Below are 13,306 nucleotides of genomic sequence, written 5' to 3'. Positions count from 1 at the left end.
TAATAATTATTCATTATTTAAATGCTGGAATTCCAGTTACATCCATACCCGTTATTAGTAAATGAATGTCGTGAGTTCCTTCATAAGTAATAACGCTTTCGAGATTCATCATATGGCGCATGATCGAATATTCTCCTGTAATACCCATTCCGCCCAGCATTTGTCTGGCTTCACGTGCGATATGTATGGCCATATCGACATTGTTGCGTTTCGCCATCGAAATTTGTGAGGTTGTCGCTTTTCCTTCGTTGCGTAAAACACCCAGACGCCAGGTTAATAACTGTGCTTTTGTGATTTCAGTAATCATTTCGGCTAATTTTTTCTGTTGCAATTGTGTTCCTCCAATAGGCTTCCCAAATTGAATTCTTTCTTTAGCATAACGCAAAGCAGTATCGTAGCAATCCATTGCAGCTCCAATAGCTCCCCAGGCAATTCCGTATCGTGCAGAATCTAAGCATCCAAGAGGTGCACCAAGACCAGATTTGTTAGGTAATAAGTTTTCTTTAGGAACTTTAACATTATCGAAGATTAATTCTCCGGTTGAAGAAGCACGCAAGGACCATTTGTTATGTGTCTCAGGAGTTGTAAAGCCTTCCATTCCACGTTCAACGATCAGGCCGTGAATTCTCCCTTCCTCATTTTTTGCCCAAACGATTGCGATATCGGCAAAAGGAGCGTTAGAAATCCACATTTTGGCACCATTTAAAAGATAATGATCTCCCATATCTTTAAAATTAGTGATCATGCTTCCGGGGTCAGAACCGTGATCAGGTTCAGTCAAACCAAAGCATCCCATGAATTCTCCTGTAGCCAGTTTTGGTAAATATTTCATTCGCTGTTCTTCGTTTCCATATTTCCAGATCGGATACATTACCAGGGAAGACTGAACGGATGAAGTCGATCGAACACCGGAATCTCCGCGTTCTATCTCCTGCATGATTAAACCGTAAGAAATCTGATCCAGACCTGCACCTCCGTATTCTACCGGAATATACGGTCCGAAACCACCGATTTCGCCGAGTCCTTTTATAATTTGTGTAGGGAATGCTGCTTTTTGAGCATATTCTTCTATAATTGGGGAAACTTCTCTCTTGACCCAGGCTCGCGCCGATTCTCGAACTAGTTTGTGTTCGTCTGTCAATAAGTCATCTAAGTTATAGTAATCTGGTGCTTGAAATAGGTCTGGTTTCATTTTTGATAGTTTTATAATACAAATCTACGCAATAAAAATATAACAAAATACGGTTAAATTGTTATATTTTTATAAATAGCAAAGAAGGAAAATAGTATAAACACGAATTAATTTTAGTTTATTGTGAATTTATAAGCTATTTTTGAGATTCAAAAAACGAATTGAATGAGGCTGATCATCTCTTTTATACTCTTTTTTGTTGTAAATGTCGCTGTTTCTCAGGAGAAAAAGGATTTTACGGAACAAGAGTACTTAATATTACAAGACAAAATTCGACTAACGGCAAATGCTAATGTTGACAGTTCGATCGTATATGCTAATCAGCTGGCAAGATCTAATAACAATAAACATCTGGCTTTTGCAAATGCTGCATTGTCTTATTTGATTCAGTTAAAAGGAAATGCAGTAAAATCTAAGGAAAAATACCAGTTAGCCTTAAATTACTTAGACAAAATGCCGGATGATAAAGAAAAAACTCAACTTCGGTCTTATTTGTATAATTATGCCGGATTATCAGAATGGAAAAGAGAGAATTACAGTGATGCGATCGAAAATTACCAACAAGGAATAAAACTCTCTATAAAGATTGGGGATATTATTCAAATTGTTAAGTTTAAGAGTAATATCGCGGCTATAAATGTTGCTGTAGGTAATTATCGATTAGCGATTAAGGATTTGCGGAGCCTCAATGATTTTGTGGATAAAAACCAGAGCGTTTATACCAAGCAGCAGTATCTTAATAATAAGAGTAACATCAATCTTAGTCTGGCAGGATCATATGAAAGCTTTTATATGAAAGATCCTAAAAAGAAGGTTTTGCTTGATTCTGCGGAGTATTTTTACCAAAAAACCATTAGCTATTCTCAAAATTTTCCGGACAATAAGATTGTAGCGAAATTAAGTTTAGGGAATATTTATGGTGAGCTGAAAGAATATAAAAATGCCGAAAAAACGTATTACGACATCATCTTTCTGGCCAATCAAAATAATATGCAGGAAATCTTATGTACTACTAATTATAATTTAGGAGACTTGTATTATAATACCAAAAAGTATGATAAGGCATTAGTGTTTTTTAAAAAATCAGATTCTATTGGCGAGCTAACTAAAACCAATCAGGTAGATCATCTGAAGTCAAATTATTATCAGGCAAAGATTTATAACATACTAAAAGAACCAGAACTGGCTTATAAACATTCAAAAATTTACCTTGATAATTACGAAAAGTCAGAATCAAAATTAAATGATGAGATTCTGGAAGTAAATTATAAACTTGGAGTAGGGGATTTGACCAGTGAGATGGTTACCATTCAGGAGAAGTATAAATACGACGTTTTTCTGAATAAAGCGCTGAAAGTATTTTATGTTGTTATATTTATAGGTATCGTATTCTTGCTGATAAAAAACATACGGGATAAAAATAAAGCACATAAAAAAATGAATGCTTTAATAGAAGAGTTTAAAGCTAATTTAGAGAAGAAAAACGACCCTGAACCAGAGATTGCTGTTCTGGAGTCTGAGGAGTTACAACTTAAGAAAGAGAATGTCAATTTAAGTATTGATGAGGCAAAAGAGAATAAAATAGTAGAAAAATTGCTGGCTTTAGAAAGTAAACAGGAATTTTTGCATGCCGATTTTACCTTGCCTTATGTGGCTAAGAAGATAAAAACAAATACAACCTATTTGTCTTATGTGGTAAACAAACGATTCGGTAAGTCTTTTGGTGAATATTCGAATGAGTTGAAAATTAATTATGTTATTAATGAAATGATCACGAACCATATGTATCGTAAATATTCAACTCAGGCGATAGCAGAAAGTGTAGGTTTCAAAAATGCAGTGTCTTTTGCTAAATCATTTCGCAAAAGAACTGGAGTGTCTCCAGCTCAGTTTGCGAATAATATTTAAAAAGTTTTTTAGATTTTTATTAAGGAATTTCGTCAGTGCTTCCTTTACCATTCCCTCTGGAAGGGTCACCGTCACCTCCGAAAATTGTTTGTTGCTCTTTTCTTGATAATTTTTCGTTTCCAAAATCTTCGAATTTTATTTTTTTAGTTTTCATTGTTATAGGTTTATTAGTTGTGTAGATCCGTTGCCATTTCCTCTATTACTATCGTTGTCACCTCCACGAACCGTTTTTTGTTCTTTTTTTGAAAGTGTATTGCTTGTAAAATCTTCGAAATTTAATTTTTTATTTTCCATTTTTAGTAGATCTTTAATGATTAATTAGATCCCTTTCCATTTCCTCTACTTGGATCACCGGTAATTGTATCGATGGGAGTATTAGAATCGTCACCTCCACGAACCGTTTTTTGTTCTTTTTTTGAAAGTGTATTGCTTTTGAAATTTTCGAAGTTTAATTTTTTATTTTTCATGATTTGATTTTTTTTAAATGATTAATTAGATCCTTTTCCATTTCCTCTACTTGGATCACCGGTAATTGTCTCGATAGGAGTAGTAGGATCGTCACCTCCACGAACCGTTTTTTGTTCTTTTTTTGAAAGTGTATTGCTTTTGAAATTTTCGAAGTTTAATTTTTTATTTTTCATGATTTGATTTTTTTAAATGATTAATTAGACCCTTTTCCATTCCCTCTACTTGGGTCACCTGGAATATTAGATTCGTCTCCTCCCTGAACCGTTTTTTGTTCTTTTTTTGACAGTTTTTCAGATTGAAAATCTTCGAATTTTTGTGCTCGATTTGTCATGTTTGTTTGTATTAGGATTATTGATATATCAAAACTATGCAAAAAGGAAAACGCTTAATCGAGAATGGGGTTTTTGGGGTTTTTGACAAATCATTTTAAGATTAAAATGCTGATAATGAATTAGTTGCTGTTTTATTCAGACTGATATAATTTATAAATTGTATGTAGTATAATTAATAAAATGTGTACTACTAGCGTTTTTTTCTCAACAAAAACAACAATCTTTGCAGTGTAATTATGATTTTAAAGACTCGAAAAGATGTTAAAGCTTGTCCAAAAATTTCTACAAATAAACAAGTACTCGGAGATTAAAAATGAGTTTAAAGATTTGTTCCTTTCTCATCCAAATTATCCTAGTTTGTTTGCGATAACAGATTCTCTGGATTTACTGTCTGTAGAGAATGCTGCGATAAGAGTTCCGAAAGAGCAAATAGTAGATTTGCCTTCAAATTTTTTGGCTTATTTCAAAGAGGAGTTAATATTAGTGGAAAAGGCAAAGAATTTTGTTCGAATCAATACGATGAAAAAAGGAAGTCAGAAAATGGCTTATGAAAAGTTTTTATTAGACTGGAATGGAGTTATAGTTGCAATTGAACCAAACAATGTTATAGCAAGAGAGAGAATAAAAGTTGAATTCAGCTGGTTGAAATATGGTTTGCCGCTTTTGTTGGTAGTTGGATTGTCATTTTTTTACAATACATACAATTTATTTAGCCTGGTTTTTTTAACAACATCAATTTTAGGATTCATTGTAAGTGTTTTCATTGTTCAGGAAAAACTGGGATTTAAGAATAGTATCATTTCAAAACTTTGCAATTTTAGTTCTAACTCTTCCTGTAGCTCTGTAATCAATAATAAAGAAGGTAATGAAAGTAAGTGGATTAGCTTTCCGGACTTGCCACTAATGTTTTTTGGAGCCAGTTTGATTGCAATTTTGGTAAAACCACTGGAGTCTTCGATTTTCATAGGTTTTTTAAGCTTATTAGCGATACCGGTTATTGTGTCTTCTATTTGGATTCAAAAATTTGAAATTCAAAGATGGTGTGTAATGTGCTTAGTGGTGTCTTCTTTGATTTTTGTGCAAAGTGCTATATGGTTTGCGTCAGATTTGTTTACGTTGAGTTTTAGTTTTGCTGAAATTTTTCCATTCTTGTTCTCATTGGCACTTCTTGTTCCTATTTGGGCAGTTTTGAAAACAATTATAAAAAATATCTTAGGTACCGAAAGTTCGCTTAAAGAGATGAAAAAGTTTAAAAGAAATTACTCTTTATTGAACTTCTTATCTAAAAAAGTGCCTCATATAAACGGACTTGATGATCTAAGAGGATTGCATTTTGGAAATAGAAATGCGGCCGTTAAGTTATCAGTAATCATTAGCCCTAGTTGTGGACATTGTCATAAAACATTTCAGGAGGCGTTTGATTTAGTATTGAGATTTCCGGATAAGATACACTTGAACGTGTTGTTTAATGTAAATCCTGAGAATGCCGAAAATCCATATAAAGTGGTAGTTGAAAGACTTTTAACAATAAACAGATCTACACCGGGAAAAACAGTTGAGGCTATTTCAGACTGGCATATTAAGAATATGAGCCTTAAGAAATGGTTGAAAAAATGGACTGTTGATTCTGTAAGTATGATGATAACGCAGGAAATAAACAAGCAATATGAATGGTGTTCTAAAAACGATTTTAATTACACACCCGTTAAGATTGTAAATGATAAAATTTTTCCGGCAGAATATGAATTAGGAGAGTTAAAATACTTTTTAAACGATTATATCGAAGAGAAAGAAGAGGTTGTTTTAGAAAAAACAGCATAATATCTGAAAGTAGTTACAACAGACAGAAGCTTCAACTGTCTTAAAATGATTGAAGTATGAGTCCAAAAAACAAAAGCCTTTAGTTATGTTAAAAATTATTTTAAACTTAGAAGGTGCTCAAGAGCTAAGTGCGTTCGAGCAAAAAAGCATGGTAGGAGGACAGCCAATTAATCCGCCTAAAAGATGTTGCGTTTGTCCGGGTAGAGGTTCGTCTACTCTTGTAACGTGTGATTCGATTTGTTCGAATGGTACAATACCGGCAGTGCTTGAGGATTGTTTGTAGTCTTACTCCAATGAGGAGCATTTAATGTAAGAAGGAGGCTAAATAAATCTTCGCATTTACAGAATGTTTCGAAATTGAAGTATATAAGACAAGGTAAAATGACTTTGGTCGTTTTTGATATTAATTTTTTAGCGTTTTAATAGAAGTACGAAATAGCCTTTTTTAGAATTTAGTCATGTTTTTTTTAATTTGTAGGCGCTCGATCGTGGAACATTGAGCAAATTTCCCCACATTGATGATTGGTGTAGGGATTCTTAGGAAATTGGTCACTGAGTTGATTTTAATTGGTTAGGGTTAACCAGTGCCATGTCCTAAAGAAATTGTATTTCTAATAGATATGTTTTTAAATACTCTAACAGAGAAGATTTGTTTCTTCTCTGTTTTTTTTTGGATTAATCCGTCGCTTCGTAATGAACTTAATGAATCATTTATATGGATTGATTGTTAGGGCGGTAAAGGATAGAGATAGGATTTTTAAATGGTCTGGTAGCCTCAAACCCGATACGAAAAATTCTTTTAAAATCCTTTTTTTAGGATCATTGTTGTTTTTTAACTATAAATCAGAAGGAAAAACAAATAATTGCGATTTTTTGGCGGATAAATATTATATTTTTGTAAGGCAGATAATGGTAAGATTGTTTGTGCATAAATGATTAACCCTAAATTAAATTGAAAAAATTCACCAATTATAAACAGGCCGATTATAAAGATTGTGGGCCGACGTGTTTAAAAATAATAGCGAAACATTACGGCAAAACGATTAACATTCAGGAGTTGAGAGACATCAGTGAAACAACTCGTGAAGGAAGTAATTTGCTTTTTTTGAGTGATGCGGCCGAGAAAATTGGCTTTAGAACTTTAGGGGTAAAATTAAATCTCGAACGATTAGAAGAAGCACCGCTTCCTTGTGTTTTGCATTGGAACAAAAATCATTACGTAGTACTGTACAAAATTAAAAGAAATACCTACTATATTTCGGATCCTGCTTTTGGCTTGATCGAATACAACAAAGAAGATTTTATTAAATTCTGGATCGGAAACAATGCGGATGAATCTACTCAGGAAGGAATAGCATTATTGATTGAAGCGACTCCTAAATTCTTTCAATCTGATTTTGATAAAGAAGACAATCACGGACTCGGATTTGGATTGTTGGTACAATACGTGCTTCGTTACAGGTCGTTTCTAATACAATTAAGTATAGGATTATTGGCCAGTAGTTTATTGCAGCTTATTTTCCCGTTTTTAACCCAAAGTATTGTCGATGTCGGAATTCAAAATCAGAACATTCATTTTATTTACCTGATTCTTTTTGCTCAATTGTTCCTTTTTGCCGGAAGGACAGGTTTGGAACTTATCAGAAGCTGGATTTTGTTACATCTTTCTACCCGAATCAACATTTCTCTTATTTCGGATTTCTTTATTAAACTAATGAATCTGCCCATTTCGTTTTTCGATGTACGAATGACTGGTGACATCATGCAGCGTATTAATGACCATCGCAGAATTGAACGAATTTTGACAACATCATCTTTGAATGTCTTATTTTCTGTGATCAATATGTTTGTGATGGGAGGTGTCTTAGCTTACTTTAATCTGAAGATCTTTCTAGTGTTTTTTGCGGGCAGTTTGCTTTATTTTGGGTGGATTACTTTGTTCTTAAAACGAAGAGAAGTACTCGATTACAAGCGTTTTGCAGAGGTTTCCAGTGAGCAAAACAAAGTGATGGAGCTTATCAACGGAATGCAGGAAATAAAGCTTCACAACGCCGAAAAACAAAAACGCTGGGGATGGGAGTACATACAGGCAAGGCTTTTTAGAGTTTCAATAAAGGGGCTGGTTTTAGAGCAAACACAAACTATAGGTTCTTCTGTAATCAATGAATTAAAAAATATCTTTATTATATTCCTATCGGCAAAACTAGTAATCGATGGTTCTATTACACTGGGGATGATGCTGGCAATTAGTTCGATAGTAGGGAGTTTAAACGGGCCAATTACGCAGCTTATAGAATTCGTCAGGGAGCTTCAGGATGCGAAGATATCATTGGCCAGATTATCTGAAATTCATGAGAAAGAAGACGAAACGCAGCAAGAAGTCTATCAGACGAGTGATGTTCCTTTTGATTCAGATATTGATATTAATAACCTTTCCTATCGCTATTTAGGTTCTGATATTCCTGTTCTGGAAGATCTGACACTGAAAATCCCGGCCAATAAGGTAACAGCAATAGTTGGAGTCAGCGGAAGCGGTAAAACAACTTTAATGAAGCTCCTATTAAAATTCTATGAACCTGAAAAAGGGGAGATAACCATCGGAAATGCGCAATTGAAAAATATTTCGCAAAAAGCATGGAGATCCAATATCGGAGCTGTTATGCAGGAAGGGTTTATTTTTAGTGATACTATTGCGAACAATATTGCAATTGGTGTCGATAAAGTAGATAAAGAACGTTTGGTCTATGCTGCTGATGTAGCCAACATAAAAGAATACATTTCAGGTTTACCGTTAGGATACAATACAAAAATTGGCGCCGAAGGACTTGGGATGAGTAGCGGACAAAAGCAACGTTTGTTAATAGCAAGAGCAGTATATAAAAACCCGGAAGTTTTGTTTTTTGATGAAGCTACATCGGCATTGGATGCGAATAATGAAAAAGAAATAATGCAAAAACTGGATATTTTCTTCAAAGATAAAACAGTTGTGGTTATTGCCCATCGCTTAAGTACTGTGATGAATGCGGATCAAATTGTGGTTTTAGATAAAGGAAAAATTATCGAAATTGGCAGTCATTCTGTTTTGGTAGAGCAAAAAGGAAATTATTTTGAATTGGTTAAGAATCAATTACAATTAGGAAATTAAAACATGGCAGAAGATACTACATTTGAACTAAGAAGTGAAGAAGTTCAGGACATTCTCACTAAGGTACCACATTGGATGATTCGTTGGGGAACCGTTTTGATATTCGTTATTATTACGATGCTTTTTTTCGTGTCCTGGTTTATCAAATATCCTGACGTTGTTGCTACTCAAATTGTAATTACTACCAATATTCCCCCAGAGAAGATCGTTTCGAAATCATCGGGTCGTATTGAGGCAATTTTAGTAAAAGACAAATCGATTGTTTCAAAAAACAGCACACTTGCTGTTATTGAAAATACCGCTAATTATAAAGATGTTTTTTTGTTGAAAAAAATCGTTGACGAATATAATATCAATGATTCCAGGAAAGCCTTTCCTTTCGAACTGTTGAAAAATACTCAGTTAGGAGAGATTGAAAGTGCTTTTGCCGTTTTTCAAAAAGACTATCAGGCAGAACAACTGAATAAGAATTTGCAGCCTTTTGAAGTAGAAAACCGGGCACAGGTTTCTGAAAAAGTTCAGATTAAAGACAGATTGGAAATTTTGCAGCAGCAAAAAGTGATTAATGAAAGTGAATTGCAGCTTCAGAAAAATGAAATGGCGAGATTTGAAACCTTATTCAATAAAGGAATCATTTCTGCACAGGAAATGGAGGCTAAAAAACTGGGATATCTCCAGGCGCAAAAAAATTATAAAACCCTTTTGTCTTCCATTTCTCAGTTAAAGTCGGCTTTGATTACTAATACTAAATTAAGCCAGAACTCACAAATCAGTGGGACTAAAGAAGAAGTTACTCTAGGAAGAAATATGGCGCAGTCTTTTTATCAGCTTAAAAAAGTAATAAAAGACTGGGAGCTGGCCTATGCTTTAAAATCATCGGTGAGTGGGGTGGTTACTTTTTTGCAGGTTTGGACAGAGAATCAAACGATCAATACTGGGGATAACGTCTTCTCGATTATTCCGGATACCAAAAATGGTTTTGTAGGTAAGGTAAAAGCACCGGCATTGAATTCAGGGAAAATAAAAGTAGGTCAGATAGTGAACATCAGATTAGCGAATTTTCCCGACAGAGAATTTGGAGTGTTAAGAGGAAAGATTCAAAATATTTCTTTAGTTCCGGATAAAGATGGAAATTTATTGTTGGATGTAGCGCTTCCCAACGGATTGGAAACGTCCTATAAAAAGCAAATCGTTTTTCAGCAGGAAATGAAAGGAAGTGCCGAGATTGTGACCGAAGATTTACGTCTAATCGAGAGAATTTTATATCAGTTTAAAAGTCTTTTTGAGCAGGTTTAAAATTTTAAATAAAAATCTTTAGTAAGATCGATATACTGAGGAGTATAAACGTGTCGGTCAATTTCTATTGTTAATTCATCGACTTCAGGTTGTGGAGTTTCGTTACGGCTAAAAGCCAAAAGACTACGCTTTACAACAGCTGTAGGAGTGCCTTTTACACGTGTAATTTTGACAGGGTATAATTCGGATTCTTTGGCTAAGGCAATAAATTTTTCTTCTTCTTTAAAAGGAAGAATTATGGCAAGTATTCCATTTTCAGATAAAAGTAAATCAGCTGCTTCAACTAATTCTTCAAAAGGCATTGCGTCCTGAAAGCGCGCTAAATCACGTTGTTCGTTTTCGCTTTTATAATCTTCAGCATAAAAGGGTGGATTCGAAACAATCAGATCATATTCGTCTTCCGGTTCTTCTATAAATTCATCCAAACCTGCATGGAAACAAAATAAACGGTCTCCCCAAGGCGAGTTTTCAAAATTCTCTACTGCTTCTTCATAAGCATCTTCGTCAATTTCAAGCGCGTCAATTTGCTCTGCATTTGTTCTTTGTGCCAGCATTAAAGCAATAATCCCGGTTCCGGCGCCAATGTCTAAAACACTAAATGGATTGTGATTTATAGGTGCCCAAGCACCCAGTAAAACACCATCAGTGCCAACTTTCATAGCGGTTTTGTCTTGTAGAACTGAAAATTGTTTGAATTGAAACATAAATAAATTTGAATGATTTGAACTCCAAAGAATAGAAGAAGAAATTCCCATAGTAGGAAATTCCAAATTCCAATTGCAAAATGGAATGAATTAATATTTTAGGGAGCAAAAATAAGATTAAAATATCAATTTGTTATTTTGAAGTTTTGGTAATTATTACAGATAAAATCTTTCTTAATTCTTCTATTTCGTATAATAGAGATTGAGATGAGATATTTTGATCTGGATTTAAATCATTCAGTAATTGTAACCAGAATTTAGATTCTTTCGCTTCTTTTCTGGCGATTTTAAGGCGAAATAAAAAATCTTTGTCTCCTAGCTTTTCATTTGCTTCAATATAATTAGCGCCAACTGATCCGGATGATCTTATAAGTTGCTTTCCATCTTCAATGTTGGAAAGAGTTTTCGGTAGATTTCTAATGTATATGCGGCATTCTTTTGCAAAGAGAAGTGTTCTTTCTTCTAGATTATATGGTTTTGACATGAGTTACTAGTTATTAAATAACAAAAAACAGAACTATAAAAATAGAATAAAAATTAAAACAAATAAGTTTTTTCTTTCAAAAAAATATCGATGTGCTAAAATTTTATATTTAGTACTTTAGTATTTTAGATTGGAGTTTGGGATTTAAAAAATTGGAAATTCTCATTTTAGAGATACATCTCCACTAAACCTTCAGGAAGATTCATGATAACCTTTTTGTTTTCACGGTCTATTTTTACAAGGAATTGATCGATCATCGGAATTAACATTTCGACTTCGCCATTCAAAACTTCAAAAAGAGGTTGCGCCGTCGTATCGTTTACGGCAGCTATTTTTCCAAAAATACCTAAACGTTGGTCTTCGATTTCAAAACCGATTACTTCGTGGAAATAAAATTTGTTGCCGGAAAGTTTTGGCAACATAGTTAAAGGAAGATAAATCGCATTACCAACAAGGGCATCAGCATCTTCTTCTGTGTTTACATCTTCAAAACGAATTCTAAGAAAGTCGTTTTTGTGCAAAGAACTTGTTTCAATAAAAAAAGGAACCAAGTGTTTGTTGCATTCAACAAACACTGATTCCAGATTTTCGTATAACTCAGGTTCGTCCGTGTCTAAATAAGCCAGAACTTCACCTTTGAAACTAAATTTTTTAGCGATTTTACCTAAATAAAAACATTCTTCTTTACGCATTCTCGCCAGCTAAAATTATGCTTCAGTTGTTTCGTTATTCTCTTCAGTAGCAGTTTCTTCAGTTGAAGCTTCAACTTCAGCAACTTCTTCTGTAGCCTCAGCAGCAGTAGCAGCAGCAATTGCGTCAGCTTCAGCTTGAGCAGCAGCAGCTAAACGTTTAGCATTAACTTCTTGTTCTGCTTTTAAAGCTTTAGCTTTAACATCAGCTTGCGCTTTTGATAAACCATCTTTTTTAGCATCAACTTTTCCAGCTTTAGCTTCTAACCAAGCAGCTAATTTAGCGTCAGCTTGCTCTTGAGTTAAAGCTCCTTTACGGATACCTCCATCAAGGTGGTGTTTCAATAAAGCACCTTTGTAAGAAAGAATTGCTCTAGCAGTATCAGTTGGTTGAGCACCATTGTGTAACCATTTAACTGCACTATCAAGGTTTAAGTCGATAGTTGCCGGGTTTGTGTTTGGATTGTAAGTACCGATTTTCTCTAAGTATTTACCATCTCTTTTTGAGCGTGCATCTGCAGCTACAACCCAGTAAAAAGGTTTTCCTTTTTTACCGTGTCTTTGTAATCTAATTTTTACTGACATAATCGTATGATTAAATTTTGAGGTACTCGACCCCTGTTAATTAAGGGCGCAAAGATATAATTTTTTTATGAATTATACGTTCGAAATCATATTAAATGCATTTCAGGTGTATTTCTGAGGCATTTATGTCCTTTTTAACTTCATTTTTTAAATAATTGTCTTAATTGAGGTTATTTTTGCCTCAAATTTACTGTGATATGAAAAAAATAATTTCTTTAGTATTACTACTTTTTATTGTTTCTGCTTGTTCTGAAGATATAAAATTTAATAATCCGGCCTTCCAAAGTTTAAAAGAAAACGTGTTTTGGCGTGCTACAACCTATAATGCCTATAATTCTGTGAGTGGCGGTATTGTTATTGAGGGTGATTTGGGATTTGAGAAAGTAGTTTTAAAAGTTCCAAATACAGGAGTGCAGACTTATGCTCTTGGACGTGACAATATCACGACTGCAAATTACTCTAATACGCAGCCGTCGCAATCCTACAGTTTCTCTACCGGTACGGATAGGGGGGATGGGTTAATCGTGATTACTGAGTTTAATGCCGAGAATAAAACAATTTCAGGAACCTTTAAGTTTAACGCTCTGAACGAGGATAAAAAAGATACTGAAAAGCCAAAAATTAGTTTTACCGAAGGTGTTTTTTACAAAATTCCAATTTCGGCAACATTTGAAAATTAGAG

The 13,306-nt window shown here is 34.2% G+C and carries 16 protein-coding genes; 6 read left to right on the top strand and 10 right to left on the bottom strand.

What is annotated here, in order from left to right:
* Positions 1–13 precede the first annotated feature (13 nt).
* The gene (locus BHE19_RS04045) at positions 14–1,192 is read right to left on the bottom strand and encodes an acyl-CoA dehydrogenase family protein (protein WP_070906071.1); all 1,179 of its coding nucleotides are present in this window, start codon (positions 1,190–1,192) and stop codon (positions 14–16) included.
* A gap of 1,650 nt (positions 1,193–2,842) precedes the next feature.
* Between BHE19_RS04045 and BHE19_RS23065 the strand changes: the two genes are divergently transcribed.
* Positions 2,843–3,100 (top strand): helix-turn-helix domain-containing protein, encoded by a 258-nt coding sequence (locus BHE19_RS23065; protein ID WP_369769999.1) that lies wholly within the window; start codon positions 2,843–2,845, stop codon positions 3,098–3,100.
* A 19-nt stretch (positions 3,101–3,119) separates the two neighbouring features.
* Here the strand turns inward: BHE19_RS23065 and BHE19_RS22565 are convergent, their stop codons facing one another.
* The 5 genes from BHE19_RS22565 to BHE19_RS22555 are packed head-to-tail and all read right to left on the bottom strand — an operon-like array spanning position 3,120 to position 3,899.
* Entirely contained in the window at positions 3,120–3,254 is a 135-nt protein-coding gene (locus BHE19_RS22565) for a hypothetical protein (protein ID WP_017494658.1), read from the bottom strand.
* A gap of 2 nt (positions 3,255–3,256) precedes the next feature.
* Complete coding sequence (locus BHE19_RS22560; RefSeq protein ID WP_089059925.1) at positions 3,257–3,394, bottom strand: TIGR04149 family rSAM-modified RiPP; 138 nt, start codon at positions 3,392–3,394, stop codon at positions 3,257–3,259.
* 20 nt (positions 3,395–3,414) lie between these two features.
* A complete protein-coding gene (locus tag BHE19_RS22235; RefSeq protein ID WP_017494660.1) occupies positions 3,415–3,567 on the bottom strand; it encodes a TIGR04149 family rSAM-modified RiPP in 153 nt (50 codons plus the stop codon).
* A gap of 21 nt (positions 3,568–3,588) precedes the next feature.
* Positions 3,589–3,741 carry a TIGR04149 family rSAM-modified RiPP gene (locus tag BHE19_RS22230; RefSeq protein ID WP_017494661.1) on the bottom strand — a complete coding sequence of 51 codons (153 nt, stop codon included), beginning with the start codon at positions 3,739–3,741 and terminating at the stop codon, positions 3,589–3,591.
* Positions 3,742–3,761: 20 nt separating this feature from the next.
* A complete protein-coding gene (locus BHE19_RS22555; protein WP_089059924.1) occupies positions 3,762–3,899 on the bottom strand; it encodes an rSAM-modified peptide in 138 nt (45 codons plus the stop codon).
* A 259-nt stretch (positions 3,900–4,158) separates the two neighbouring features.
* Here BHE19_RS22555 and BHE19_RS04035 point away from each other — a divergent pair, with 259 nt between their 5' ends.
* From BHE19_RS04035 to BHE19_RS04015, 4 genes are all read left to right on the top strand, one after another.
* Entirely contained in the window at positions 4,159–5,721 is a 1,563-nt protein-coding gene (locus BHE19_RS04035; RefSeq protein WP_070906070.1) for a vitamin K epoxide reductase family protein, read from the top strand.
* Between the two features lie 85 nt (positions 5,722–5,806).
* Positions 5,807–6,004, top strand: a complete 198-nt coding sequence (locus BHE19_RS04030; protein WP_070906069.1) for a hypothetical protein — start codon at positions 5,807–5,809, stop codon at positions 6,002–6,004.
* A 669-nt stretch (positions 6,005–6,673) separates the two neighbouring features.
* The gene (locus BHE19_RS04020; RefSeq protein ID WP_070906067.1) at positions 6,674–8,866 is read left to right on the top strand and encodes a peptidase domain-containing ABC transporter; all 2,193 of its coding nucleotides are present in this window, start codon (positions 6,674–6,676) and stop codon (positions 8,864–8,866) included.
* 3 nt (positions 8,867–8,869) lie between these two features.
* Positions 8,870–10,162 carry an HlyD family secretion protein gene (locus tag BHE19_RS04015; protein WP_070906066.1) on the top strand — a complete coding sequence of 431 codons (1,293 nt, stop codon included), beginning with the start codon at positions 8,870–8,872 and terminating at the stop codon, positions 10,160–10,162.
* On the opposite strand, the gene BHE19_RS04010 is transcribed toward BHE19_RS04015, so the two are convergent.
* The 4 genes from BHE19_RS04010 to BHE19_RS03995 form a co-directional block, all read right to left on the bottom strand.
* On the bottom strand, positions 10,159–10,866 hold the full coding sequence (locus BHE19_RS04010) for a tRNA1(Val) (adenine(37)-N6)-methyltransferase (protein ID WP_070906570.1): 708 nt from the start codon (positions 10,864–10,866) through the stop codon (positions 10,159–10,161). The two genes, BHE19_RS04015 and BHE19_RS04010, sit on opposite strands and share 4 nt — an antisense overlap.
* A gap of 133 nt (positions 10,867–10,999) precedes the next feature.
* On the bottom strand, positions 11,000–11,350 hold the full coding sequence (locus tag BHE19_RS04005) for a four helix bundle protein (RefSeq protein WP_070906065.1): 351 nt from the start codon (positions 11,348–11,350) through the stop codon (positions 11,000–11,002).
* Between the two features lie 167 nt (positions 11,351–11,517).
* Positions 11,518–12,042: a ribosome maturation factor RimM gene (gene rimM, locus BHE19_RS04000; protein WP_070906064.1), complete on the bottom strand. Its 525-nt coding sequence runs from the start codon at positions 12,040–12,042 to the stop codon at positions 11,518–11,520.
* 15 nt (positions 12,043–12,057) lie between these two features.
* On the bottom strand, positions 12,058–12,624 hold the full coding sequence (locus tag BHE19_RS03995; protein WP_017494669.1) for a 30S ribosomal protein S16: 567 nt from the start codon (positions 12,622–12,624) through the stop codon (positions 12,058–12,060).
* Positions 12,625–12,821: 197 nt separating this feature from the next.
* Between BHE19_RS03995 and BHE19_RS03990 the strand changes: the two genes are divergently transcribed.
* A complete protein-coding gene (locus tag BHE19_RS03990) occupies positions 12,822–13,304 on the top strand; it encodes a DUF6252 family protein (RefSeq protein WP_070906063.1) in 483 nt (160 codons plus the stop codon).
* The last annotated feature ends 2 nt before the right edge of the window (positions 13,305–13,306 follow it).

Source organism: Flavobacterium tructae, from assembly GCF_001853485.1.
In the GTDB taxonomy this organism is placed as follows: Bacteria; Bacteroidota; Bacteroidia; order Flavobacteriales; family Flavobacteriaceae; genus Flavobacterium; species Flavobacterium tructae.
This window is presented reverse-complemented; position numbering and strand designations above follow the sequence as displayed.